A 24,422-nucleotide genomic window follows, 5' to 3' on the forward strand; every position below is an offset into this window, starting at 1 on the left:
CCTGATAGGGATCGGGGAGAAGATAGGACGACGACGGAGAGTGATGTGGCGGGAACGGCAAGCGTCGTTCAATGCGGCGGCACATCAACCGCCATCAGGGCAGCAGAGCCCCACGGCCGGGGGAATAGCGCCCATAAAAAAACAGCCCCGACTGACGTCGAGGCTGTCTGTATGGTGCGCCCGAGAGGATTCGAACCTCTGACCACCTGGTTCGTAGCCAGGTACTCTATCCAGCTGAGCTACGGGCGCTCATCAACTTTTGGTACTGCTAAAATGGTGCGCCCGAGAGGATTCGAACCTCTGACCACCTGGTTCGTAGCCAGGTACTCTATCCAGCTGAGCTACGGGCGCTCACAAACTTTTGGTACTGCCTAAAATGGTGCGCCCGAGAGGATTCGAACCTCTGACCACCTGGTTCGTAGCCAGGTACTCTATCCAGCTGAGCTACGGGCGCTCATAAATCGTTGATTTCACTTTAAATGGTGCGCCCGAGAGGATTCGAACCTCTGACCACCTGGTTCGTAGCCAGGTACTCTATCCAGCTGAGCTACGGGCGCCCTGATTTAAAGCGATAAAAAAAGCTTACTCAACAGTAAGCCTTTTCTAGCGTACCAACCTGCTGACGGTCGATACATGACTCATCATGAGTCGAATATGGTGCGCCCGAGAGGATTCGAACCTCTGACCACCTGGTTCGTAGCCAGGTACTCTATCCAGCTGAGCTACGGGCGCAAATGGCGGAGAAGGGGGGATTCGAACCCCCGATGCGGGTATAAGCCGCATACTCCCTTAGCAGGGGAGCGCCTTCAGCCTCTCGGCCACCTCTCCGTTTGCGGGGCTGATAATACTTCACAGGGATTTTTAGTCAAACACTTTTTTGGAGAAAACAGCGTGTTCGCTCAGCATTTGGTCAAAGCGTGGAATATTCAAGCAATATCGACACTTACCCCCTGCTTTCGGGCCCTGCAAGACGATTTGCAGGGCCCGGAAAAACAAAAGGCGACACCTGAGATGTCGCCTTGAGGCTGCCAATGGGATGGCTTAGAAATTCGGTTGGCCCGGTACTTTCTCGGCCTGTATCCGCATGTAGATCTCTTCGCGGTGTACGGAGACCTCTTTGGGTGCGTTCACACCGATACGAACCTGGTTACCCTTAACGCCCAGCACGGTGACAGTCACTTCGTCACCGATCATCAGGGTTTCCCCTACACGACGAGTCAAAATAAGCATTCGCTTGCTCCTGTATCCTGTTTTGTATTTATATCGATATGCGCCATTATCTTACAAAGATACCGATATGGTAAATGGTTGAAACTAAATCAATCAGGGATTGTTCCCCAAGGGCTGCTCATGAGGCTCATTATCCAGCCCGAACGCTGAGTGCAACGAACGCACGGCCAGCTCCAGGTACTTCTCGTCAATCACCACGGATATCTTGATTTCAGAAGTGGAGATCAACTGCATGTTGATCCCCTCCTCGCCCAATACCTTGAACATGGTGCGCGCGACCCCGGGATGATTCCACATGCCGACCCCGACGATGGAGACCTTGGCGATCTCCCCGTTGCCCTGCACGCAGGCTGCCCCCAACAGGGTGGCGGTCTCCTCCAGCAAGGCGCGAGCCCGGCGATAGTCATCGCGATTCACCGTGAAGGTGAAGTCGGCGGTGCCATCCCCCATGGTGTTCTGCACTATCATGTCGACATCTATGTTGGCGTCGCTGATCGGATTCAGGATCTGCGCGGCCACCGTCGGCCTGTCCGGCACACCCAGAATGGTCAGGCTGGCCTCGTTGCGATTGAACGCAATGCCGGATACCAGGGGTGCTTCCATTCTCTCACCTCCATATGTGATTAAGGTTCCCTCTCCGTCGACAAAACTCGACAGCACCCGCAGCGGTACGCGGTACTTGCCCGCGAATTCCACCGAACGGATCTGCAGCACCTTGGCCCCCAGACTCGCCATTTCCAGCATCTCCTCGAAGGTGATGGTGGAGAGGCGGCGTGCCTTGGGCTCGATGCGCGGATCCGTGGTATAGACCCCATCCACATCGGTAAAGATCTGGCATTCATCGGCCTTGATGGCCGCCGCCACGGCAACCGCCGTGGTGTCCGAACCACCTCGCCCCAGGGTGGTGATGGCGTTGTGTTCATCACGGCCCTGGAAGCCGGCGATCACCACCACCTTGCCCGCACCCAGCTCGGCCTGAACCTGCCCGGTGTCGATCTGGGTGATACGCGCCTTGCCATGGGCGGAATCGGTGTGGATACGAACCTGATCACCGGTCATTGAGACCGCAGGACAACCCCGTTTGTTCAACGCGATGGCCAGCAGCGCTATGGTGACCTGTTCACCGGTCGAGACCAGCACATCCATCTCGCGCCGGTTGGCATCCGGATCCAGCTGCTGGGCCATGCCCAGCAACCGGTTTGTTTCGCCCGACATGGCGGACACGACCACCACCACATCATGCCCCTGGGCGCGGCTCAGCTGAACACGATCAGCTACCGCCTCGATCCGCTCCAGCGTGCCGACCGAGGTGCCGCCGTACTTCTGTACATAGAGTGCCACAGATCACCTCGCCCGTTTACAGGCGCTCTTCCAGCCAGGAGTGAACGGATTGCAGGGCCGCCGGCACCGCATCAGGCTGGGTACCACCCGCCTGGGCCATGTCAGGACGACCACCCCCCTTGCCACCCACTTGCTGGGCCACCAGGTTGACCAGCTCACCGGCCTTCACCTTGGCGGTCAGATCGTTGGTCACGCCGGCGATCAGGTTGACCTTGTCCTCGCTGCTGGTTGCCAGCAGTACGACGCCGGACTTCATCCGGTTCTTCAGCTCGTCCAGCATGCCGCGCAGGGACTTGGGATCGGCCCCGTCCAGCGCCGCGATCAGCACCTTCTGGCCCTTGATCTCGATGACCTGGCTCAGCAGGTCGCTGCCAGCCTGAGCGGCCAGCTTGGCCTTGAGCTGCTCCAGCTCGCGCTCCATCATCCGGGACTTGTCCAACAGCTGGCGCACCTTGCTGCCGATGGAGAACTGGTCCCCTTTCACCAGGGCCGCGGCTTCTTCAAACTGCTCTGCCAGCTGGTGCATGAAATCGATGGCGCCCTTGCCGGTCACAGCTTCGATGCGGCGCACCCCGGCGGCAACACCGCTCTCGGCGATGATCTTGAAGAAGCCGATGTCACCGGTACGCTTGGCGTGAGTACCGCCACACAGCTCGGTGGAGTAATCACCCATGCGCACGACACGCACGTCGTCTTCGTACTTCTCGCCAAACAGCGCCATGGCACCAGCGGACTTGGCCGCTTCCAGATCCATCACCTGGGTGACGACATCGTGGTTGGCACGGATCTGGGCGTTGACCAGCTCCTCGACCCGGCGAATGGTCGCCATGGTCAGGCCTTCGAAGTGGGAGAAGTCGAAGCGCATGCGCTCCGCCCCGACCAGGGAGCCCTTCTGGGTCACGTGATCACCCAGCGCCTGGCGCAGGGCCGCGTGCAGCAGGTGAGTGACAGAGTGGTTGAGGGCCACGGCCTGACGGCGATCCCCGTCGACCACAGCTTCCACCTCGGCGCCCTTCTCCAGGGTACCCAGCTCCATATAGCCCTTGTGAATGATGGCATTGCCCGCATACTGGGTGTCGGTCACGGCGAAGATGCCGTCATCCACTTTCAGAATGCCGCTGTCGCCCACCTGGCCACCGGACTCGGCGTAGAAGGGGGTCTCGGCCAGCACGATCACCGCTTCTTCACCGGCGATCAGCCCACTCACTTCGACAGCATCCTTGTAGATGCCGACCACCTGAGTCGTTTGGCTCAGCTGCTTGTAACCGGTAAATGGGGTCTCGAAATCGAGTTTCAACACCTCGTTATAGTTCACACCGAAGCTGGAGGCCTCCTTCGCACGGGCGCGCTGCTTCTCCATCTCGGCCTTGAAGCCTTCCTCGTCGATACCGATCTCGCGCTCGCGGACCACGTCGGCGGTAAGATCTGCCGGGAAGCCGTAGGTGTCATACAGCTTGAACACCACCTCGCCCGGGATGACCTTGGCATCGCCCAGGTTCGCCAGCACCTCTTCGAGCAGCAGCAGGCCCCTGTCCAGGGTACGGACGAACTGCTCTTCCTCGATGCGCAGCACGCGCTCGACCAGCGGCAGCTGGGCGATGAGTTCGGCAGCCACGTCCTTCATCTGCACCGCCAGCTCGGCGGCCAGCTTGTAGAAGAAGATCTCGGTGGCACCCAGCTTGCGACCGTGGCGAACGGCGCGGCGGATGATGCGACGCAGCACATAGCCACGGCCTTCGTTGGAGGGCATGACGCCGTCAGCCACCAGGAAGGCGCAGGAACGGATATGGTCGGCGATGACGCGCAGGGACTGGTTGCTCAGATCCTCGGTGCCGACGATCTCGGCGGCCTTCTTGATCAGCGCCTGGAAGATGTCGATCTCGTAGTTGGAGTGCACGCCCTGCATGATGGCGGAGATACGCTCCAGGCCCATACCGGTGTCCACGGACGGACGGGGCAGCGGCTCCATGGTGCCGTCAGCCTGACGGTTGAACTGCATGAAGACCACGTTCCAGATCTCGATGAAACGGTCGCCGTCTTCCTCCGGTGAACCGGGAGGACCACCCCAGAGGTGATCGCCGTGGTCGTAGAAGATCTCGGTGCAGGGGCCGCAGGGACCCGTATCACCCATCTGCCAGAAGTTATCTGAGGCAAAGGCGGCACCCTTGTTGTCGCCGATGCGCACTATGCGCTCGACCGGCACGCCGATCTCGTTTGCCCAGATGTTGAAAGCTTCGTCGTCCGTTTCATAGACGGTCACCAGCAGGCGCTCTTTGGGAAGCTTGAGGGTACCGGTCAGGAATTCCCAGGCAAAACGGATGGCGTCCTGCTTGAAGTAGTCACCGAAGCTGAAGTTGCCCAGCATCTCGAAGAAGGTGTGGTGACGAGCGGTATAGCCGACGTTTTCCAGGTCATTGTGCTTGCCGCCGGCCCGCACACAGCGCTGGGCCGTGGTCGCGCGGTTGTAGGCACGCTTCTCTGCGCCAAGGAACACGTCCTTGAACTGGTTCATCCCTGCGTTGGTGAACAGCAAGGTCGGATCGTTGTGCGGCACCAGCGAGCTGGAGGAGACAACCTGGTGCCCCTGGGAGCGGAAATACTCGAGAAACGCTGCGCGTAACTCTGACGTGGACATATACATGGAAAATCCTGCTTGATTCGGATACGGACTTTTAATCGCAATAATGTAAGTTTTCTGCGGGGTAAAGTAAAACGCGCGGGCCCGTCACGGGTGAAAAAGCCCCCAATGGACGGGGCAGCGGCAGGACGCCGTGCAGGAGCAGGCCGAAAGGGGAGTCGGCTGGGTGGCGGATCATGGCGCCGCGGCCATCAGAAACAGGATAAAACAGGGAAAAGGCCCTCTCTTATCTGCACGCATCGCAGGAACACGCCACGGCTCCATGGCCAGCACCGGCCCTTTATTCCTCCCCCTGCTGCAGTGCCGAGATGGCGTAACGCGCCTGATCCTGGGTAAAGCCTCGCCCAAGCAGGTACTTGAGCCATTTCATCCGCAGCTTGAAATCCCCCAGATCGGCGACTCTGGCACGCCGCTCCAGCAGGGCGAACGCCAGCTCGAACCAATCCAGCTCCGGCTGGTCGAATGCGGCGTCTATCTGCATATCGTCCAGCCCCTTGCGGCGCAGATCGAAGCGGATCTTGATGGGACCATGACCCTTGGCCGCACCGGCCCGCACTGCCATGGCGCCGTAACGATCGTCATTGACCCAGTTGTAGCCGCGGCAATACTCGACAACCGCCTCGATCACCTCTTCATTGAAGCCCTGCAGCCGTAGCCGCTTGGCCAGCTCGGACTCGGCGCTCTCACGGCGAGCCAGACTGCGCATGGCAAAGGCGCGGGCGGCGGCAAACAGTTCTTCAAAGGAGAGTTCAACGGGTTCGGGGGAGGATTCATCGACCATAAATGACAAGGCCGGGTATTAACCCGGCCTTCCTTATTCCTTATTCGAACTCTTGTTCGCTTTCGTCTTCAAACTCTTCGGCGACCGCGGCCACCGGCTTCTCGACCGGCACGGCACCGGAGAGCAGCAGCTCACGCAGGCGGGCTTCCACCTCGGCAGCCATCACCTTGTTCTCGGCGAACAGTTTCATCACGTTGGCCTTGCCCTGACCGATCTTCTCGCCGTTGTAGCTGTACCAGGCACCGGCCTTGTCGATCAGCTTGTGCTTGACGCCCAGATCAACCAGCTCGCCCTCTTTGGAGATGCCGGCACCGTAGAAGATCTGGAACTCGGCCTGCTTGAAGGGCGGGGCCACCTTGTTCTTGACCACCTTGACACGGGTCTCGTTACCGACCACTTCGTCGCCGTCCTTGATGGCGCCGATACGACGGATATCCAGACGGACGGAGGCGTAGAACTTGAGCGCGTTACCACCAGTGGTGGTCTCGGGGCTACCGAACATTACTCCGATCTTCATCCGGATCTGGTTGATGAAGATGCACAGGCAGTTGGCGTTCTTGATGTTGGCGGTCAGCTTGCGCAGCGCCTGGGACATCAGGCGGGCCTGCAGACCGACGTGGGAGTCACCCATCTCACCTTCGATTTCCGCTTTCGGCGTCAGGGCCGCTACCGAGTCGACGATGATGACGTCAACGGCGTTGGAGCGCACCAGCATGTCGCAGATTTCCAGCGCCTGTTCACCGGTATCCGGCTGGGAGATCAGCAGGTCGTCGACGTTGACCCCCAGCTTGGCAGCATAGATAGGATCGAGTGCGTGTTCCGCATCGACGAAGGCACAGGTCTTGCCTTTCTTCTGGGCTTCCGCGATCACCTGCAGGGTGAGGGTGGTTTTACCTGACGATTCCGGGCCGTAGATCTCGACGATACGACCGCACGGCAGACCGCCGATGCCCAGCGCCACATCCAGGGAGAGGGAGCCGGTGGAGATGGCTTCGATGTCCATGGTCTTGCTGTCGCCCAGACGCATGATGGAGCCTTTGCCAAACTGCTTTTCGATCTGGCCCAGCGCAGCCGCCAGTGCCTTCTGTTTGTTCTGATCCATGCCAATCTCCGCTGGGAATCGTGATGTAGAAGTGAAGTTGGGCTAAGTATACTGTTTATGCATACAGTATCAAGCCCAATTTATCTGAGCAGGGCCAGCAGTCCCGACAAGGCCTGTCTGACCGCCTGCTGGCGCACCTGATGGCGGTCGCCATCGAAGCGGGCGAGCAGGGATTGATGGCGACCCGTGCGATCCGCCCAGGCGAACCAGACGGTGCCGACCGGCTTGTCGTCACTGCCGCCACCGGGTCCGGCAATGCCGCTGATGGCGACGCAGATCCCCGCATCGGAACGGGCCAGGCCCCCTCTGGCCATCTCCAGCACCACGGCCTCGCTGACGGCGCCATGGCGCAGCAGGCTGTCGATGCTCACCCCCAGCATCTGCTGCTTGGCCTCGTTGGTGTAGGTGACAAAGCCGCGGTCGAACCAGCCTGAGCTGCCCGCAATATCCGTGATGGCCGTGGCAACGCCGCCCCCGGTACAGGACTCCGCCGTGGCTGCGAACCAGCCTCGTGCCTGCAATGCCTCGCCGAGCTCCCGGGATAAACGGTCGATCTCTGCCTCAAGCCCCATCATCATGCCCTCTCTGGCCCCTTGCGGGGGAAACATGGGGGTCATTATGCAGTCGCCCCGAATCGCGAGCAACCGACCCGGAGCCGGCTGCGTCAGCGACCGACCGGCATGGCCCTGCCGAACATTGGACGCAAGTGCGCCACAGCGGCAAGTCGCCAACGCTTAAGCTCCAGTACATGGGGGCTTCCTATAATCAGCAGGCACCGCCCTGTATGCGGTTTCTATCTTTTTGGATACTGGAGAAAGCAGATGAAGCATCAATTTAAAGTCGCCATGACTGCCCTGGCGATCTGTTTTGCCACCAACACCTTCGCCGCCGAGAGCGCCCCCGAGCTGCAGAGCGAAACCACCCTGGCGCAAGAGCTGAACCTCTCCACCGCACAGGTTGAGCAGATCAAGAGCCTGCGTGAGAAAGCGGCCAAGGAACTCGGTTCGGTCAAGCTCGACGCCATCGGTCAGGACGTCATCATCAACATGATCAAGACCGGCAAGTGGGACGAGGCGGCCGCCAAGAAGCAGCTGCAGACCATCAGCAGCGTGCAAGCCGAGGCCCGCTACTACCGTGCCCATTACCTGTTCGAAGTCAGCAAGGTGCTGACCCCGGAGCAGAAAACCAAGCTGCACGAGATGCTCAGTGGCAACGAAGCCATGTATTGAGAGACGGCTCCCGTTTCTGTGACGCCAAATCCCCGCGCTGATGGCGGGGATCTTGCCCCTCCCCCCTCCACGCCTCGCACCCCCGCCCCTCCTCGCTTCTGATCCCGGTGACGCCCTGCCAACGCCACCCGGCCCCTGAAACCTCAGGACTGCCTTCCCCAAAGCGAGATAACCCCTCACCATCTCGGCCCGACCATGTAGAATGGCCACCAGATTCAGACCCATTACGGCAGACGCTTGCCCGCAAGAGCACCTTCTGGAATAGAACATGACAGCACAGCACCAAGCCACCAGCGCCAACCTGAGCGCCCACACCCCCATGATGCAGCAGTACCTTGGCCTCAAGGCCGAGAACCCGGAGATCCTGCTGTTCTACCGGATGGGCGACTTCTACGAGCTGTTCTATGACGATGCCCGCAAGGCGTCCCAACTGCTCGACATCTCCCTGACCAAGCGCGGCCAGTCCGCGGGCAGCCCCATTCCCATGGCGGGGGTGCCCTATCACGCCATCGAGGGCTATCTGGCCAAGCTGGTGCAGCTCGGTGAATCCGCCGCCATCTGCGAGCAGGTGGGGGATCCCGCCACCAGCAAGGGGCCGGTGGAGCGCAAGGTCATTCGCATCATCACCCCGGGCACAGTCTCCGACGAGGCGCTGCTCTCGGAGCGACAGGACAACCTGATCGCCGCCGTCTACCACGACGGTCGTCGCTTCGGCTACGGCACCATGGACATCGGCTCGGGCCGCTTCTTCATCAACCAGTTCGATAAGGAAGAGACTTTACTAGCGGAGCTGCAACGCACCAACCCGGCGGAGCTGCTCTACCCGGAGTCCTTCGAGTTCCTGCGCCACGTCGAGGGTCGCCGCGGCCTGCGCCGTCGCCCGGAGTGGGAGTTTGAGCTGGGCACAGCCCGCAAGCTGCTCTGCCAGCAGTTCGGCACTCAGGATCTGGTGGGCTTTGGGGTCGAGCAGAGCGAGACAGCCCTGTGCGCCGCTGGCTGCCTGATGCAGTACGTGAAAGACACCCAGCGCACCGCCCTGCCCCACATCCGCAGCGTGCGCCTCGAGCAGCCCGATCATGCGGTCATCATGGATGCCGCCACCCGCCGCAATCTGGAGCTGACCCAGAACTTGGCGGGGGGCTATGAAAATACCCTGGCCGAGGTGCTGGACCGCACCGCCACCCCCATGGGCAGCCGCCTGCTCAAGCGCTGGATCCACCAGCCGATCCGCGATCGGGTGATCCTCAAAGGTCGCCAGAGCACCATCAAGGAGCTCATCGAGCAGAACCTCTATGACGAGCTGGGCAACTTGCTGCGTCAGGTGGGCGATGTGGAGCGGGTGCTGGCCCGCCTCGCCCTGCGCTCGGCCCGTCCGCGCGACCTCACCCGTCTGCGTCAGGCCTTCGCCCAGTTGCCCGAGTTGCAGCGCCTGCTGGCGGATAACGAGCACGAAGCGGTGCAGCAGTTGGCCGAGCGCGCCAGCACCTTCCCTGAGCTGCTCGACCTGCTGGAGCGCGCTGTGATGGAGGTGCCGCCGGTGCTGATCCGCGATGGCGGCGTCATCCGTGACGGCTTCAATCAGGAGCTGGACGAGCTGAGGGATCTGGCCAACGGCGCCACCGCCAGCCTCGCCCGCATCGAGGAGCGGGAGAAGCTGCTGACCGGCATCAACACCCTCAAGGTGGGTTACAACAAGGTGCACGGCTTCTATATCGAGGTGAGCCGCGCCAACAGCCATCTGGTGCCGGCCCACTACATCCGCCGCCAGACCCTCAAGAACAATGAACGTTACATCATCGATGAGCTGAAGAAATACGAGGACAAGGTGCTCACCGCCCAGGCTCAGGCGCTGGCGCTGGAGAAGCGGCTCTACGAAGAGCTGCTCGATGCCCTGCTGCCCCACCTCGGCGATCTGCAGGAGTCCGCCGCCGCACTGGCGGAGCTGGACGTGCTGGCCAATCTGGCGGAGCGGGCCGAGACCCTCGACTACCGCTGCCCCACCTTGATCGATGAGGATCAGATCCTGATCGAGGCGGGCCGCCATCCGGTGGTGGAGCAGGTGATGAGCGATCCCTTTATCGCCAACCCCATCCGGCTTGAGCGGGAGCGGCGGATGCTGATCATCACAGGCCCCAACATGGGTGGTAAATCCACCTACATGCGCCAGACCGCGCTGATCGTGCTGCTGGCCCACATCGGCGCCTTCGTGCCCGCCGACAGCGCCCGCATCGGCCCCATCGACCGCATCTTCACCCGCATCGGGGCCTCGGACGATCTGGCATCAGGCCGCTCCACCTTTATGGTGGAGATGACCGAGACCGCCAACATCCTCAACAACGCCACCGCCCGCAGTCTGGTGTTGATGGACGAGATTGGCCGCGGCACCAGCACCTACGACGGCCTCTCGCTGGCGTGGGCCTGCGCCGAACAGCTGGCGAGCAAGATCGGCGCCTACACCCTGTTCGCCACCCACTATTTCGAGCTGACCCGCTTGCCGGAGCTGATGAGCGGACTGGCCAACGTCCATCTGGATGCAGTTGAGCACGGCGACACCATCGCCTTTATGCACGCGGTGCAGGAAGGGGCGGCCAGCCGCTCCTACGGTCTGCAGGTAGCGGCGCTGGCGGGGGTGCCGAAATCGGTGATCCATCAGGCCCGTCACAAACTGCACGAGCTGGAAAGCGCCACCCCGGTCGCAGCCGGTGAAAGCCGCCCGGCTCCGGTGACTCTGGCCCCGCAAATCCATCCGGTGGTGGAAGAGCTGGAGGCTGTGCGCCCGGACGAGCTGAGCCCCCGTCAGGCGCTGGACCTGCTCTATCGCCTCAAGCAGATGCTCTGACGGCAACACCGGAACACAGGCAATGAAAAAGGGGAACCTCGCGGTTCCCCTTCGTTTTGCCTCAATGGCACTGGGCCATCAGCCCGGACCTATGCGATCCAGCAGGCTCAGATTAACCGAGCCGGGATGGCGCTTGAGCTTCTGCCGGTATTCGAACTGGTGCTGACTCTCCTGCTTGAGCCCCTGCATCAGCGAATAGCACATGGCCAGCATGATCAGCGAGAAGGGCAGCGCGGCTATGATGCTGGCCGCCTGCAAGGCCGCCAGGCCGCCAGATACCAGCAGAATGGCCGCCACCAGCCCCTGACCCAGCCCCCAGATGGCGCGGTGCAGCACGGGGGGATCCTGATCGCCGATGGAGAGCAGGGTGGTGATGACCAGCGTGCCCGAGTCGCTGGAGGTGATGAAGTAGGTGCAGATGAGCAGGGTCAGCACCCCTTTCGCAATCCAGCCGAAGGTCTCCCAGTGCAGCAGCTCCACCGTCTTGTAGAGCGCCAGGGTCACGTCCTGGTTGACCGCCGCCACCACGCCACCGCCGCCGAACAGCTCCAGATGCATGGCAGTACCGCCGAATACTGTGAGCCAGAACATGCCGAGCAGGGAGGGTACCAGCAGCACGCCGAGCACAAACTCACGAATGGTGCGTCCCTTGGAGATGCGGGCGATGAACATGCCGACGAAGGGGGCCCAGGCTATCCACCAGCCCCAGTAAAAGGCGGTCCAGCTCGATTGCCAGGCCGAGGTGCCGTTCGCCTCTGTGTTGGTCCAGAAGCTCAGTTTGACGATGTTTTGCAGGTAATCACCGATGTTCTGCACATAGGCGTTGAGGATATAGGTGGTCGGCCCCAGCACCAGGAAGAGGACGAGGATGAAGGCGCTGAGCCAGATGTTGAGCTCGGAGAGGATCTTCACCCCACGCCCCACGCCGGAGATGGCCGACAGGGTGGCGATCAGGCTGATGCCACCGATGAGCCAGAGCTGGCTGTGCTGGGAGACTTCCATGCCGAACATCTGGTTGAGGCCGGTGTTCATCTGGGAGACGCCAAGTCCTAAGGAGGTGGCCACCCCGAACACTGTGCCGAACACCGCCAGCACGTCGGCGGCATGGCCCCAGAAGCCGTAGATCCGCTCGCCGAGGATAGGGTAGAGCACGGAACGAATGGCCAGCGGCAACTTGCGGCGGTAGCTGAAGAAGGCCAGCGACAGGCCGACGATCACATAGATGGCCCAGGGGTGCAGACCCCAGTGGAAGAAGGTGAGGCGCATGGCGATCTGAGCCGCTTCCGGCGTCATCCCTTCGGTGACGAAGGGGTTGCCCTGCAGGTGATACATGGGCTCGGCTATGCTCCAGAACACCAGGCCTATGCCCATGCCGGCGCTGAACAGCATGGAGAACCAGGCGAAGTAGCCGAACTCCGGTACCTGGTCGTCGTCGCCCAGTCGAATGCTGCCAAAACGGCTGAACATCAGGTAGACGGCGAAGAACAGGAACAGGGCAACCACCAGAATGTAGTACCACTTGAAGCCTGCAATGATGGTGTCCTTGGCGCCGGTGAACCAGGTTCCCGCGGTATCCGGGTCAAACACCCCAAACAACAGGAACAGGGTCACGACGGTGAGGGCCGTCATGGCCATGGTGGGATTGAGGCCTTTCAATAGCCCTTTGGTTGCTCTCATCGGGCCTCCTTAGTCATTGTTGAAAAAATCTTCACCCACGTGATCCCCCGCTCCACCGATGGCGCGATAGACCAGTCGACCCGCCACCCGCTCGCGGTGATCCACCAGGGTGACCGAAGGCTGGCCGTTCACGGCGTGACGCTTGCCGAGGAAGATGGCCATGGGCACCCCCAGACTGGAGATCCCGCTGGTGATCCAGAGCCGGTTGAAGTCATAGGAGCCGCCGATGAACTCGAGCTGGGCCAGGCCATTGTCCAGACCGGCCAGGTAGAAGTTCATTGCACTCTCGTCGGGGAAGAGGTGCACCAGCACATAGGCGTAGCGCAATTCGTTCACCAACTCCTTTAGACTGAAAGAACCTGTGTCGCTGCATGAGAGCGGCAGCTCACCATCGTAGTGATGCACCTGCAGGTTGTTGGGATCCTCGTCATAGGCGGGCTGATAACGCACGAAAGCCGAGGTATCTGGCAGTTCATAGCGGACCCTGACCACGCGAAGGTCGGCAACCAGGGACTTGATATCCAGGTCGTCATTCATGATGTCACTCCTCAAATATCGGGTTTAAATGCGGCAATTGTCCAATAACCTAACATAAAATTCATTAGAGCAGAAATGATTACACCAAAAACCATATTGACCTTGTTGGGGATTAGGCGGAGAATTTTGCGCCTCTCCACTGCCCTGCGATGACCCCGACTCCATGGAAAAACATGATGAAGTGCTGATTGCTCTGCGCCAGATCATCCGTGCCATCGACATGCACTCCAAGCGCCTGATCAAGGAGGCCGGGCTGACGTCGCCGCAGCTCCTGCTACTCAAGGGGATCAACGAGCTGGGCCAGATCTCCATGCGCCAGCTCGCCGATCACACCAACATGAGCCAGGCCACCGCGACCACCATCATGGACAGGCTAGAGAGCCGCCAGCTGGTGCAGCGCATCCGCAGCGAAACCGACAAGCGCAAGGTGCATGCGACACTGACTGACGCGGGTCGCGCCCTGCTCGCCCAGGCCCCCACCCCGCTGCAGGAGAGCTTCATCCAGCGCTTCCAGGCCCTGGAGAACTGGGAACAGGGACTGCTGCTCTCCTCCCTGCAACGGATCTCGGCCATGATGAATGCCGACGGCATAGACGCGGCTCCCGTGCTGAGCGTCAGACCGCTCACCGAAGAGCGTGCCTGAACAAACGACGGCCATAAAAAAAGCTCCCGAATGGGAGCTTTTTTTATGGGAAGCGTGCGGGGAGATCACTCTTCCAGGCTGATGCCTATGTTGGAGACGCCGCCCTGGGCCGCAAAGGTGCGGATGGCCAGGATGCGATCGCTGTCGCGCTCATGGGCGACCTGCTTGAGCAGCTCGACCTGGAACTCCAGTTCTGCCTCGATGTATTCGTGCTCGTAGAGCTCTTCGTCACTGAGATCCCGCTCTTCCAGCATCTCGATGAAACCCGCCACTGTACCGACCGAAGCGTGGCTGGCATCCATGGCTTCTTCCCCCACCCGGCAGATCACCGAGTTGTAGGCACAGCCCAGCGCCACGCAGGCATCCAGCGCCGGGTAGGCTCCGTAGGATTCAAACTTGCCAGGCTCGGGAATATAGACCTCGAACGCCTCCAGGATGGCCCCCAGATTGACACGGGATCCCTTCACGGTGAGGTAGTTCCACATCTGATCCAGCGCGTGGCGAAACGCCTTCGCATCCCCGAAACCGGCTGCCTGGGTAAACAGCACATAGTTGGGGTACATGCGCTCTGCCAGCGCCAGGGTGTAGACGGTCTGCTGCCAAGGCTGCAGCTCGGCCAGTCGCTTATAAAACTTGTCACCAAACACTGGAGTCGGATCCTTTGCAAAATGTGGGGCAGATTGTAGCCCACGAGGGGCGTGGCGAAAACGAAAAAGCGCCCTGGTCGACTATCTTGCCCGATCAACTGGGGTAAGATGAGGACAGACCCCTCCTCCGCCGTGCCGCAAACATGATTAAGGAACAAGAGTATGAGCCAACGTACCCTGCTTCTGCTCAGCCAGGACAACAACCACTATGAGCGCCTGCTCAAGGCCGCCCGCCTTCCCCATCTGCACATACTGCGAGCCGACAACCAGAGCGATGCCGAGAAGCTGATCGGTGATGCCCACATCCTGATGGCAGAACCGGCACGGGCCAGACCCCTGCTGGCCAAGGCCGACAGGCTGAGCTGGCTCCAGTCCACCTACGCCGGGGTCGACGTGCTGCTGGATGCCAGCTGCCGCCGCGACTACCTGCTCACCAATGTGCGCGGCATCTTCGGGCCGCTGATGAGCGAGTACGTGTTCGGCCACCTGCTCAACCTGTCGCGCCAGTTGCCGCTCTACCGCGAACAGCAGCAACAGCGACTGTGGCAGAGCCATCCCTATCAGGGGCTCAAGGGACGCACCATGCTGATCCTGGGCACCGGCAGCATAGGCCAGCACATAGCCCACACCGCCAAGCACTTCGGCATGCGGGTGCTCGGCATCAGCCACAGTGGCAATGAGCGCGCCGGCTTCGATCAGGTGTATCAGCTGCCGACGCTGAACAAGATGCTGGCCCAGGCCGACGTCATCGTCAGCGTACTGCCGGCGACCCGCGAGACCCGCCATCTGTTCACCGCCGATCGCTTCAACCACTGCAAGCCGGGGGCCATCTTCTTCAACGTCGGCCGGGGCAATGCGGTCCATGAAGGGGATCTGCTGGCGGCATTGCGCGGCGGCAAGCTGGGCACTGCGGTGCTGGATGTGTTCGAGCAGGAGCCCCTGCCCGCTGACAGCCCGCTCTGGCATCAGCCCAATCTCATCATCACCCCCCACAACAGCGCCTACAGCTTCCCGGAAGATGTGGCCCAGATCTTCATCCGCAACTACATCCGCTTCATCGACGGTCAGCAACTCGATGGCCGCATCGACTTCGACAAGGGTTACTGAGCCCAACCACCAGCAAAAAGGCCCCGCCAGATTGGCGGGGCCTTTTTTGTATCCGCTGTCCCGTCCTGAATATGGTTTACACCTTTCCCCCACATAAATGGAGAGCCCGATGGGACAAGGTGTGAAACGGACACAGCGCGATTACTCGCTGACTTTTAAACTGGCGCTGGTCGAGCAGATCGAAAAAGGCGAGCTCACCTACAAACAGGCGCAGACTCGTTATGGCATTCAGGGCCGCTCCACCGTTCTGGTATGGTTGCGTAAACATGGTCGGCAAGATTGGAGCCAGGGGGCTTCTGTGCGCGCCGGCAGGAGCATCACCATGCCTGACCCCGACAACCAGACACCCGAACAGCGCATCAAGGAGCTTGAGCAGCAGCTGGCGTTGATGAGCCAGAAGGCCCAGTTCTTTGAGGCCGTCGTCGATGTGCTGAAGAATGATTACGGCGTCTCCATCGTAAAAAAGCGACCCGGCAAGTCCTCTCGCAGCGGCAAGTCCAGAGGCTGACCATCGTCAGGGCTTGCCTGTTTCTGGGAATAAGCCGTCAGGCTTACTACAAGCGCAATCGAGTTGCAGACGTGCGCCACGCACAGGGACTGCAGGTGGTGCGCTTCGTGCGTCAGGTACGGTTACGCCAACCGCGGGTGGGCACCCGCAAGCTGCATTATCTGCTGCAGGGTCAGGATGATGGCGGGCTCAAGGTCGGGCGGGACAGGCTGTTTCAGATATTGGCCGAGCACCGCCTGCTGGTGCAGCCAAAGCGGGCGTATCACAAGACCACCCACAGTTTTCACCGCTTCTACCGTTATCCCAACTTGCTCAAGGCAGGGTCGGAGCAGGTCACACCGGTGGCAGCGGAGCAGGTCTGGGTCGCCGATATCACCTATCTGCCAGCCAGGAGCGGGCCGCTGTACCTGAGCCTGGTGACGGATGCGTACTCACGCAAAATAGTGGGCCATCACGTGCACGAAGGGATGCACGCCGAGTCGGTGGGCATGGCGTTCAAGAAAGCGCTGAAGCAACGGCGTGGCGGCGAGGGGCTTATCCATCACTCGGACCGCGGCGTGCAGTATTGCTCGGGCCTGTATCAGTCATTGCATGAACGGCACGGGGTCCGGTGCTCGATGACGGATGGCTATGACTGTTACCAAAATGCGTTGGCGGAGCGGGTGAATGGGATTTTGAAAGGAGAGTTGCTGTTACAAAGCCCGCAGGACCTGGCGCAAGCGCGGGAGATGGTGCGCGAGGCGGTAGATATTTACAACCTGGAGCGGCCGCATCATGCCTTGAAATACAGAACCCCCGATGCGGTGCATCGGGGGTTCTGAGTCGCGTGAAGCTAGACGAAAATGTGTAAACCTATTTCAGGACTAGACACGCAGAGAGGGGCTCAACCCGCCTCCATCTCCTTGCGATAGCTCTTCACCTTGGCAAGGAACTGGCGCTTGTCCTTGCCGGAGAGCGGCTCCGCCATCGGCAGCTTGACCTTCATGGGGTCCACCGGGCGATTGTTGACTCGCACCTCATAGTGCAGATGGGCACCGGTAGAGCGGCCCGTGTTGCCGGAGAGCGCTATCTTGTCCCCCATCTTCACCTTCTGGCCGGGTTTGACCAGCAACTTGCTCAGGTGCAGATAGCGAGTCATCAGGGTGCGGCCGTGCTTTATCACCACATAGGTGCCCGCGAGGGGGTGGCGGGTCGCCTTGAGTACCACACCGTCACCGGTCGCCATCACGGGCGTCCCCACCGGCAGGGCGAAGTCAGTCCCCTCATGGGGGCGGACCTGGCCGGTAATGGGGTGGCGTCGGGCCGGGTTGAAGTTGGAGCTGACCCGATAGCGACTATGGGTCGGATACCGGCGGAAGCCGCGCTCCAGGCTGTTCGCCTGGCCGTCATAATAGTTGCCATCTTCCGACAGCCAGGCCGATACCGCCTTGCCCTGGCTGAACACTTCGACGCCCAGCAGTTGGGTGTTGCCCGTGCTCTTGCCCTCGACAGTCTCCTGTCTCACCAACACCTTGAACTTGTCGCCTCTTTGCAGATCCTTGGCGAAATTCAGGCGCCACTGGAACAGGTTGGCAATCTTCTGGATGTGGTTGGCCGGGATCCCCGCGTTGCGGGCGCTGACGTAGAAGCTGCCATTGATGACGCCGTCATAACTCTTCTGCTGCCACTGCACCTCTTCATTGAGCATGTTGGCGCTGTAAGTGTCGTCGGTACGCTCCAGCACCAGAGTCTGCTTGATGTTCAGGCGGATCTTCAGTTGCTGCAGTATGTTGTCCTGATCGATCAGCAACTCTATGGTCTGGCCAGGCTTGAGGCGGGCCAGATTGTTCTTGGCATCCGCATCCAGCACCTTGTAGAGGGTGGTGGTGGAGAGGCCGAGATTGTTGAAGATGGTGGTCAGGTTCTCGCCGTTGCGTACCCGGTAATCCTGCCACTGGGGCGTGGCATCGGCCGGAATGTCATCTTCCGGCGCCGCGGCTTCCACCAGTTCGTGATCCGGGATGTCGTTAAAATCCGTATTGTCTTCGTTGGTTGCCGTGCCAGTGGTGGCAATGGGCAACTCCAGACGCAATGGCCGCTCAAGGATGTCACCTGGAGCTGGCAATACGGCTACCGCTGACAGCGTCATGGCCGTGAGCAATAGCATGGCGTAAAAATGTTTGCGGGGAACCGGGGGTTCCCAATTGGCAGCCTGTGCTACCAAGGGACGGAGACGTTTCATCCGCTATCCTGTTATTAGATCTAAGGGTGGTAGTTGTGGGTCTGTTTTTATGATTTTTTATTATGAAAACCGAATATCTGGGTTTTAGACCTAAATACTTACAAAAAGTTCATCGCGATATGCACGAAACTCACATTTTATGCATAACCTTCCTGCATGGGCAGAAATGATCGCCTTTTTCAGCCATTTTTTTCTATTTTTAAGAACCAAGTCCGGTTGCGTTCACCCCCGGACCATCAGATGTTGCAAAAACATTTCCAGGGAGTGGGTATGTCATTGGCAAGATTGTTAAATGTAATCATCCTGATCCTGTTCACCATTGGTGCCATTCTGCTGCTCATGCTGGAGATCACCACGGTACGGCAGTCCATCCTCGATCAGATGTCGGCCAACCTGGAGACGGCCATCACGGCCCTGGGTCTGGTACTGCAAGGCACCCTGCTCAACGATGACAAGGTGCTGGCGGAAACCATAGTCAACGCCATGTTCGATGGCGGCTTCGTCAGCTCGGTCACGCTGCTGGATCCCGATGGCCAGTTGCTGTTCCAGAAAGTCTTCCACACGGCCCAGCAAAATATCCCCAGCTGGCTGCCCGCTGTCGTCCACATGCCACCTGTCAAGATCGAGCAGGAGCTCACCGATGGCTGGCGCATTCTAGGCACCCTCACCCTCGAAGGCCACGAGGGATACGCCTACCAACACCTCTGGAACGCCATCAGCCGCACCGGACTGGCACTGCTCGCGGGGCTGCTGGTATTCACTCTGGTGATCACCTGGGTATGCGGCCGCCTGCTGCGCCCCCTCGAACAAGTCAGCCTGCAATTGGTGCAGATCCGCAAACGCCAGTTCAGCGGCAATCTGCCAACCCCATGGCTTCGCGAGTTGCAGGAGGTCGTGGTCTCCATCAACCAGCTGGTCTCCGAGCGCAAGCGGGATCTGCTGCAGCAAAGACTCAAGATCACCCAGCTCGGCAAACATGACAGCCTGCTGGCACATCAGAAACTCGCGGGGTTGACCGACATCGCCAACGGCATGTACCTGCAGCACTTTTTCTCCACTCAGGGAAACATCCGCCTCTATAGCCGGTTACTGCCCCAGACCCCACCTACCACGGACAGCTCGCCGGATGAGATCCGGGCGCTGCTCAACGACTGGCTGACTCAGAAGACGGAAGGGCTACAGCTCCCCCTCAGCCTGCTCAATCACCCCGACTGGGCACAGTTCGCCTCCTCCCTGGCCAGCGCCAGGAGCAAGACCCTGGACTGGCGCTGGGATCTGGCAAGCTTCCCTCCCCTGGCCGAGGAGCGCCTGGGGGCGCTTCAGGCTCAGGGGGTCGAGATGGCATTCAGCAATGTGCCCATGAACAACGACAACCTGACAAAGCTAGACCCCATCAAGCCGGTCTTCATCAGCTGCCAGCTGACCCAGGCCCCCCTCTACTGGAACCTGCTTTCCCAGTGTCTGCATGCCTCCGGCTATACCCTGCTGGCGGAAGCTGGCGACATCAACGACACGGATACCCTGCGCAGTTGGGGCATCGATGGCTATGCCAGCCAGGAGGCATCATGAGAATCCCTATCCTATTGCTTGCCCTGCTGTGGCAGCCCGGCTCGCATGCAGTGTCCATGACCATAGGCACGGGGGGAGAACAGGGTATCTATTACCAGGTCATCAAGGAGTTCTGTCGACTGGCTCACAAGAGCGACCCCACACTGCAATGCAAACCCCAGGCCAGTTCGGGCTCCATCGAGAATCTGCGGCAGTTGCAAGCCGCAGAGATCCCCTACGCCCTCGTCCAGTCTGACTGGCTCTATCAGGCCAGCCAGGGCACGGGACCCTTTGCCAAGCAACCCCAGCCCGAATTGAGAACCCTCTTTGCCACCCATGCTGAGCCTTTCACCATAGTGGTGCGAGCCGATGGCGACATCACCACCCTGGAGCAACTCAAGCTGGCCCCCATCGACATGGGACTCAAGAGTTCGGGCACTCGCCAGACGGCGCTGGCACTGTTCAACGTCTTGGGGGCAAAGGAACAGGATCTCGATCTGAAGAGCGTGGCCAATCTGTCCGAAGCCTTGTGCAGCAAACAGATCGATGCCTATGGGTTGGTGATGGGGCACCCGAACCGGATCGTGCTGGAGACATCCAAGCGCTGCGCCATCCGTTTCATGGCCATCGAAGGTGCGACTCGGGATCAACTGCTGCAAGGCGTCAAATTCTACCAGCGTAGCCAGGTACCGGCCCGCATCTATCCCGGCAACCTGAAAGCCACCCCCACCTTTGCCATCGCCGCCACCCTGGTGACCAATGCCGCCACGCCGGATGAAGACGCCTATCGCCTGACCAAGGCCATGCTGAGCCAGCAGACCAGTTTCAACGAGCAGACCTATGGCTATGCCAACCTGTTCCACAAGGCGCGCAACAAGATTGGTCCTGTGCTGAACGCCCCGCAACATCCGGGGGCGGCAAGGTATTTCGAGGAGTTGAAGGCCGCAGGCAAGCTATAGCTGGCGGCGGGGGGCACGCAGATGTTCGCTGGAGAAGCGGCTCTGCATCGACTTCCATTGGGTCAGGCGATCGGCACTCCCGGCCAGGGTCCCCTCACGACGTGACTTCATGACCCAGATGCTCTTGGCGTCGAAGCTGTACACGGGTTGCAGGTCATTGCGCTTGCTGCCGGGCAGGATGCGACCATTGATGTTGTCCAGCACCAGAGGGTCGGACTTGGTCGTCGGGAAATAGAGCGTCACCATGTGAAACTGGTTGTAGCGGATCGCCTTCACATAGGCCAGCCGCAGTTTCTTCTCGTCGACGCCGAGCTCCATCAGGGTGTAGTACTTGGAGATGCTGTAATCCTCGCAGTCACCCCCTCTGGCCCCGATGAATTCCAGCGGATTGGCCCAGTAGTCCTCGTCCCCCCAAAGCCTGGGATCCTCGCTGTAGGTCAGATTGTTGAAGTAGTTATTTACCAGTTCCAGCTTCTGCTGATCCGTGGTGCCCGCTCTGGGCGCGAGCAGGCGTGAAAAGGCCTCGGCGCGCTGGATAGCCCTGGCACCATAGACTTCCTGCATTTTTGCCTTCAGCTCGGGGCTGGCAATGTGCTCGGACAGGCGGGAGGCCTGCACGCTGGCACAGAGCAGTGCCAGGGTGCAGGTGGGGACAAGCAATAATTTCATAACTGACGCTCCATATCAGACGCTGGAGGTCAGTATAGTTGGCCGCGGCCGCCCCATAGGGCGAGTCTGGGATGACTCAGCGGCACTGGGCGAAGGCGTCGGCCAGCTGTTGCATGAAGTGAGGATAAGCATCGGGACCAAGCGTCACCTGCTCACCCACTTCATCGAGCAGCAACACCTTGGCGCCTGTGTTGCGGGCGACCGATTCGATCACCGCAGGCGAGAATTGCGGCTCGGCATAGATGCAGCTCGCCTGTTTCTCTTCAAGCGCCTTGCGGATCTCCACCAAGGTCTTGGCGCCGGGGCGACGCTCCGGGCTCACGGTGAAGTGGCCCTTGGAGTTCATGCCGTAGTGACGCTCCCAGTATCCATAGGCCTCGTGAAACACGAAATAGCCCTTCTGGTTCACCGCCTTCATCTGTTCGGCGATCACCTTGTCCTTGGCGTCCACCTTGGCATCGAATGCGGCAAGGTTGGCGGCATAACGGGCCTGATTGACCGGATCCTGCTTGCCAAGCTCGGTCGCGATCGCCTTGGCAATCACCTTGGCCTGGGTCGGCCCCAGCCAGATATGGGGATCCACCCCCTCATGGTGATGCCCCTCATGACCTTCATCGTGGTCATCGTGCTCATGGGCGGCGTGATCATGGTCGTGGTCGTCATGATGAGCGGGATCCTGGCTGCCCTGAGTCGCGTAGTTGAACAGCGGCATCCCCGGAACCTGGGTCAGGGTCAGCTTGTGGGGATGATCGGCCAGCGGCTTGGCCATGAAACCTTCCAGCTCGGGGCCGACCCACACCACCAGATCGGCGTCATTGATGCTGCGAATATCGGAAGGGCGCAGGGAGAAGTCATGGGGAGAGGCGCCGGTTGGCAGCAAGACTTTGGGCTCGCTCACGCCATCCGTGATGGCCGCCGCGATAAAACCCAGGGGTTTGATGGTGGTCAGCACCTCGAGGGCGCGGACAGGCAGACTCACCGCCAGCAGCGCAGTGATCAGAGTAAGAATTCGCATAGAGGTCTCGTCAGGGAGTGAGTGTGTGATAATATAACAAACCAACGTCGCTGTTATATTATAACTCTCACAGGCTGTAAACCCCGGAGCTGTCATGACCCAACTGGTGGAGCTGAAAGAGGTCTGTCTGTCATTTGACGGACGGTCCGTGCTCGACAAGGTCTCCTTTACCCTGAACAAAGGCAAAATCACCACACTAGTCGGCCCCAACGGGGCGGGCAAGAGCACCCTGAGCAAGCTGGTGCTGGGCCTGCTCAACCCGGACTCCGGCAAGATCATTCGTCGTCGCGATCTGCGGGTCGGCTATGTTCCCCAGCGCCTCTATCTGGATCCCACCCTGCCACTGACGGTGCGCCGCTTCCTGCAGCTCGGCAAGAACAGCCGCCTCTCCATCGAGGAAGCGCTGGAGCGGGTCGGTGCCCAGGAGCTGCTGGACAACCGGATGCAGAAACTCTCCGGCGGCGAGATGCAGCGAGTGCTGCTGGCCCGCGCCCTGCTGGTCAAGCCCGAGCTGCTGGTGCTGGACGAACCGGTCCAGGGGGTGGATATCACGGGCCAGATCGAGCTCTACGCCCTCATCAGCCAGCTGGCGGCCGAGTTCAACTGCGCCGTATTGATGGTCTCCCACGATCTGCACCTGGTAATGGCCAGCACCCACGAGGTGATCTGCCTCAATCGCCACATCTGCTGCCACGGCGAGCCGGAGAGCGTGGCGCGCCACCCCGAATTTGCCCGCCTGTTCGGCCGCCCGGAGCGGGAGGTGCTGGCGGTCTATACCCACCATCATCACTGCGACGGCGAACACCATCATCATGAGCCGCAGGCCCCCGTCATCCGCCTGCCGTCTCGCAATACATAAGCGCAGTTAAGGACATTCAAGTGGACAGCTTTCTGTTATATGCCCTCGCGGCCGGCCTCGGCATCGCCCTGCTGGCCGGGCCCCTCGGCAGCTTCGTGGTGTGGCGCAAGATGGCCTACTTCGGCGACACCCTCTCCCACGCCTGTCTGTTCGGCATCGCCCTCGGCATACTGCTGCAGGTGGATCTCACCCTGGCGGTGGTAGTCTGCTGCCTCGCCATGGCCATGCTGCTGGTGATCATGAGCCGCAACCAGCAGGTGGCGACCGATACCCTGCTCGGCATCCTGGCCCACAGCGCCCTCTCCCTTGGCCTGGTTACCTTGAGCTTCATGGACAACGTGCGGGTGGATCTGATGGCCTACCTGTTCGGCGACCTGCTCTCGGTACAACCCATGGATCTGCTCTGGATCTACGGCGGCGGCGCCCTGGTGCTGCTCACCCTGTGGCGGCTGTGGGATCCCCTGCTCTCCATGACCATCTCGGAGGAGCTGGCGCGAGTGGAGGGAGTGCGGGTCGACGTGCTGCGCTGCGTGCTGATGCTGCTGATAGGCCTGGTGATCGCCGTGGCCATGAAGTTTGTCGGGGCGCTGATCATCACATCCTTGCTGATCATTCCCGCCGCCACCGCCCGCCGCTTCAGCCAGACGCCGGAGCAGATGGCCGGCTTCGCGGCCCTGATCGGCTGTCTCGCCGTACTAGGGGGCCTGACCCTCTCCTGGTACCAGGACACACCGGCAGGCCCCTCGGTCGTGGTCTGCGCCACCAGCCTCTTTATCCTGAGCCAGTTCAAGAAAGCCTGAGCCTGGAGTGGCCTGATCCTAGTTGTCAGGCCGCTCCAACCCTCGGCCCCTCGTTCATCCCCTGCCCCCTGT

The 24,422-nt window shown here is 60.6% G+C and carries 21 protein-coding genes and 6 tRNA genes; 9 read left to right on the forward strand and 18 right to left on the reverse strand.

What is annotated here, in order from left to right; all coding sequences use genetic code 11:
- Nucleotides 1-172: 172 nt before the first annotated feature.
- From ACFWHB_RS18765 to pncC, 12 genes are all read right to left on the reverse strand, one after another.
- A tRNA-Arg gene (locus tag ACFWHB_RS18765) sits at nucleotides 173-249 on the reverse strand.
- 25 nt (nucleotides 250-274) lie between these two features.
- Nucleotides 275-351, reverse strand: a tRNA-Arg gene (locus ACFWHB_RS18770).
- Nucleotides 352-377: 26 nt separating this feature from the next.
- Nucleotides 378-454, reverse strand: a tRNA-Arg gene (locus tag ACFWHB_RS18775).
- Nucleotides 455-480: 26 nt separating this feature from the next.
- Nucleotides 481-557 (reverse strand) — tRNA-Arg (locus ACFWHB_RS18780).
- A 98-nt stretch (nucleotides 558-655) separates the two neighbouring features.
- A tRNA-Arg gene (locus tag ACFWHB_RS18785) sits at nucleotides 656-732 on the reverse strand.
- A gap of 3 nt (nucleotides 733-735) precedes the next feature.
- Nucleotides 736-828 (reverse strand) — tRNA-Ser (locus tag ACFWHB_RS18790).
- Nucleotides 829-1,041: 213 nt separating this feature from the next.
- Nucleotides 1,042-1,230 (reverse strand): carbon storage regulator CsrA, encoded by a 189-nt coding sequence (gene csrA, locus ACFWHB_RS18795; protein WP_005315760.1) that lies wholly within the window; start codon nucleotides 1,228-1,230, stop codon nucleotides 1,042-1,044.
- 93 nt (nucleotides 1,231-1,323) lie between these two features.
- On the reverse strand, nucleotides 1,324-2,571 hold the full coding sequence (locus tag ACFWHB_RS18800) for an aspartate kinase (protein ID WP_139744991.1): 1,248 nt from the start codon (nucleotides 2,569-2,571) through the stop codon (nucleotides 1,324-1,326).
- Between the two features lie 16 nt (nucleotides 2,572-2,587).
- Complete coding sequence (alaS, locus tag ACFWHB_RS18805; RefSeq protein ID WP_139744992.1) at nucleotides 2,588-5,212, reverse strand: alanine--tRNA ligase; 2,625 nt, start codon at nucleotides 5,210-5,212, stop codon at nucleotides 2,588-2,590.
- A gap of 277 nt (nucleotides 5,213-5,489) precedes the next feature.
- A complete protein-coding gene (locus ACFWHB_RS18810) occupies nucleotides 5,490-5,990 on the reverse strand; it encodes a regulatory protein RecX (protein WP_111913721.1) in 501 nt (166 codons plus the stop codon).
- Nucleotides 5,991-6,030: 40 nt separating this feature from the next.
- Nucleotides 6,031-7,092, reverse strand: a complete 1,062-nt coding sequence (gene recA / locus ACFWHB_RS18815) for a recombinase RecA (protein WP_106885048.1) — start codon at nucleotides 7,090-7,092, stop codon at nucleotides 6,031-6,033.
- An 80-nt stretch (nucleotides 7,093-7,172) separates the two neighbouring features.
- Nucleotides 7,173-7,664, reverse strand: coding sequence for a nicotinamide-nucleotide amidase (pncC, locus tag ACFWHB_RS18820; protein WP_106887795.1), 492 nt, complete (start codon nucleotides 7,662-7,664; stop codon nucleotides 7,173-7,175).
- 249 nt (nucleotides 7,665-7,913) lie between these two features.
- Between pncC and ACFWHB_RS18825 the strand changes: the two genes are divergently transcribed.
- A complete protein-coding gene (locus ACFWHB_RS18825) occupies nucleotides 7,914-8,321 on the forward strand; it encodes a Spy/CpxP family protein refolding chaperone (protein ID WP_234569625.1) in 408 nt (135 codons plus the stop codon).
- Nucleotides 8,322-8,589: 268 nt separating this feature from the next.
- Nucleotides 8,590-11,160, forward strand: coding sequence for a DNA mismatch repair protein MutS (gene mutS, locus ACFWHB_RS18830; protein ID WP_395949033.1), 2,571 nt, complete (start codon nucleotides 8,590-8,592; stop codon nucleotides 11,158-11,160).
- A gap of 78 nt (nucleotides 11,161-11,238) precedes the next feature.
- Here the strand turns inward: mutS and ACFWHB_RS18835 are convergent, their stop codons facing one another.
- The gene (locus ACFWHB_RS18835; protein WP_025325617.1) at nucleotides 11,239-12,837 is read right to left on the reverse strand and encodes a BCCT family transporter; all 1,599 of its coding nucleotides are present in this window, start codon (nucleotides 12,835-12,837) and stop codon (nucleotides 11,239-11,241) included.
- A 9-nt stretch (nucleotides 12,838-12,846) separates the two neighbouring features.
- Nucleotides 12,847-13,374 carry a hypothetical protein gene (locus ACFWHB_RS18840; RefSeq protein ID WP_111913441.1) on the reverse strand — a complete coding sequence of 176 codons (528 nt, stop codon included), beginning with the start codon at nucleotides 13,372-13,374 and terminating at the stop codon, nucleotides 12,847-12,849.
- 163 nt (nucleotides 13,375-13,537) lie between these two features.
- Between ACFWHB_RS18840 and ACFWHB_RS18845 the strand changes: the two genes are divergently transcribed.
- Nucleotides 13,538-14,017: a MarR family winged helix-turn-helix transcriptional regulator gene (locus tag ACFWHB_RS18845; protein WP_025325615.1), complete on the forward strand. Its 480-nt coding sequence runs from the start codon at nucleotides 13,538-13,540 to the stop codon at nucleotides 14,015-14,017.
- A gap of 65 nt (nucleotides 14,018-14,082) precedes the next feature.
- On the opposite strand, the gene ACFWHB_RS18850 is transcribed toward ACFWHB_RS18845, so the two are convergent.
- Nucleotides 14,083-14,664 carry a YjaG family protein gene (locus tag ACFWHB_RS18850; RefSeq protein WP_106885051.1) on the reverse strand — a complete coding sequence of 194 codons (582 nt, stop codon included), beginning with the start codon at nucleotides 14,662-14,664 and terminating at the stop codon, nucleotides 14,083-14,085.
- Nucleotides 14,665-14,826: 162 nt separating this feature from the next.
- On the opposite strand from ACFWHB_RS18850, the gene ACFWHB_RS18855 reads away from it, so the two are divergent.
- Entirely contained in the window at nucleotides 14,827-15,771 is a 945-nt protein-coding gene (locus ACFWHB_RS18855; protein ID WP_163147990.1) for a D-2-hydroxyacid dehydrogenase, read from the forward strand.
- A gap of 109 nt (nucleotides 15,772-15,880) precedes the next feature.
- Nucleotides 15,881-17,100 (forward strand): IS3 family transposase gene (locus tag ACFWHB_RS18860; protein WP_395949034.1). Its coding sequence is split into 2 segments (ribosomal slippage): nucleotides 15,881-16,229 and nucleotides 16,229-17,100, totalling 1,221 coding nucleotides; the frame shifts between segments, so codons are not numbered across the junction.
- A gap of 62 nt (nucleotides 17,101-17,162) precedes the next feature.
- Here ACFWHB_RS18860 and mepM read toward each other — a convergent pair.
- Entirely contained in the window at nucleotides 17,163-18,500 is a 1,338-nt protein-coding gene (mepM, locus tag ACFWHB_RS18865) for a murein DD-endopeptidase MepM (protein WP_111913439.1), read from the reverse strand.
- Nucleotides 18,501-18,770: 270 nt separating this feature from the next.
- Here mepM and ACFWHB_RS18870 point away from each other — a divergent pair, with 270 nt between their 5' ends.
- Complete coding sequence (locus tag ACFWHB_RS18870; RefSeq protein ID WP_395949035.1) at nucleotides 18,771-20,069, forward strand: LapD/MoxY N-terminal periplasmic domain-containing protein; 1,299 nt, start codon at nucleotides 18,771-18,773, stop codon at nucleotides 20,067-20,069.
- Nucleotides 20,066-21,007: a TAXI family TRAP transporter solute-binding subunit gene (locus ACFWHB_RS18875; protein ID WP_168236355.1), complete on the forward strand. Its 942-nt coding sequence runs from the start codon at nucleotides 20,066-20,068 to the stop codon at nucleotides 21,005-21,007. The genes ACFWHB_RS18870 and ACFWHB_RS18875 overlap by 4 nt, the downstream gene beginning before the upstream one ends.
- Here ACFWHB_RS18875 and ACFWHB_RS18880 read toward each other — a convergent pair.
- Together ACFWHB_RS18880 and znuA are read right to left on the reverse strand one after the other, a co-directional pair.
- Nucleotides 21,002-21,676: a transglutaminase-like cysteine peptidase gene (locus tag ACFWHB_RS18880; protein ID WP_111913433.1), complete on the reverse strand. Its 675-nt coding sequence runs from the start codon at nucleotides 21,674-21,676 to the stop codon at nucleotides 21,002-21,004. The genes ACFWHB_RS18875 and ACFWHB_RS18880 overlap by 6 nt on opposite strands.
- Nucleotides 21,677-21,752: 76 nt before the next feature.
- Nucleotides 21,753-22,691, reverse strand: coding sequence for a zinc ABC transporter substrate-binding protein ZnuA (gene znuA, locus ACFWHB_RS18885; protein ID WP_395949036.1), 939 nt, complete (start codon nucleotides 22,689-22,691; stop codon nucleotides 21,753-21,755).
- Between the two features lie 94 nt (nucleotides 22,692-22,785).
- Between znuA and znuC the strand changes: the two genes are divergently transcribed.
- Complete coding sequence (znuC, locus tag ACFWHB_RS18890) at nucleotides 22,786-23,550, forward strand: zinc ABC transporter ATP-binding protein ZnuC (protein WP_395949037.1); 765 nt, start codon at nucleotides 22,786-22,788, stop codon at nucleotides 23,548-23,550.
- Between the two features lie 20 nt (nucleotides 23,551-23,570).
- On the forward strand, nucleotides 23,571-24,350 hold the full coding sequence (znuB, locus tag ACFWHB_RS18895; RefSeq protein ID WP_025325606.1) for a zinc ABC transporter permease subunit ZnuB: 780 nt from the start codon (nucleotides 23,571-23,573) through the stop codon (nucleotides 24,348-24,350).
- Nucleotides 24,351-24,422: the final 72 nt, after the last annotated feature.

This window comes from Aeromonas mytilicola subsp. aquatica (assembly GCF_044336385.1).
Taxonomy (GTDB): domain Bacteria; phylum Pseudomonadota; class Gammaproteobacteria; order Enterobacterales; family Aeromonadaceae; genus Aeromonas; species Aeromonas rivipollensis.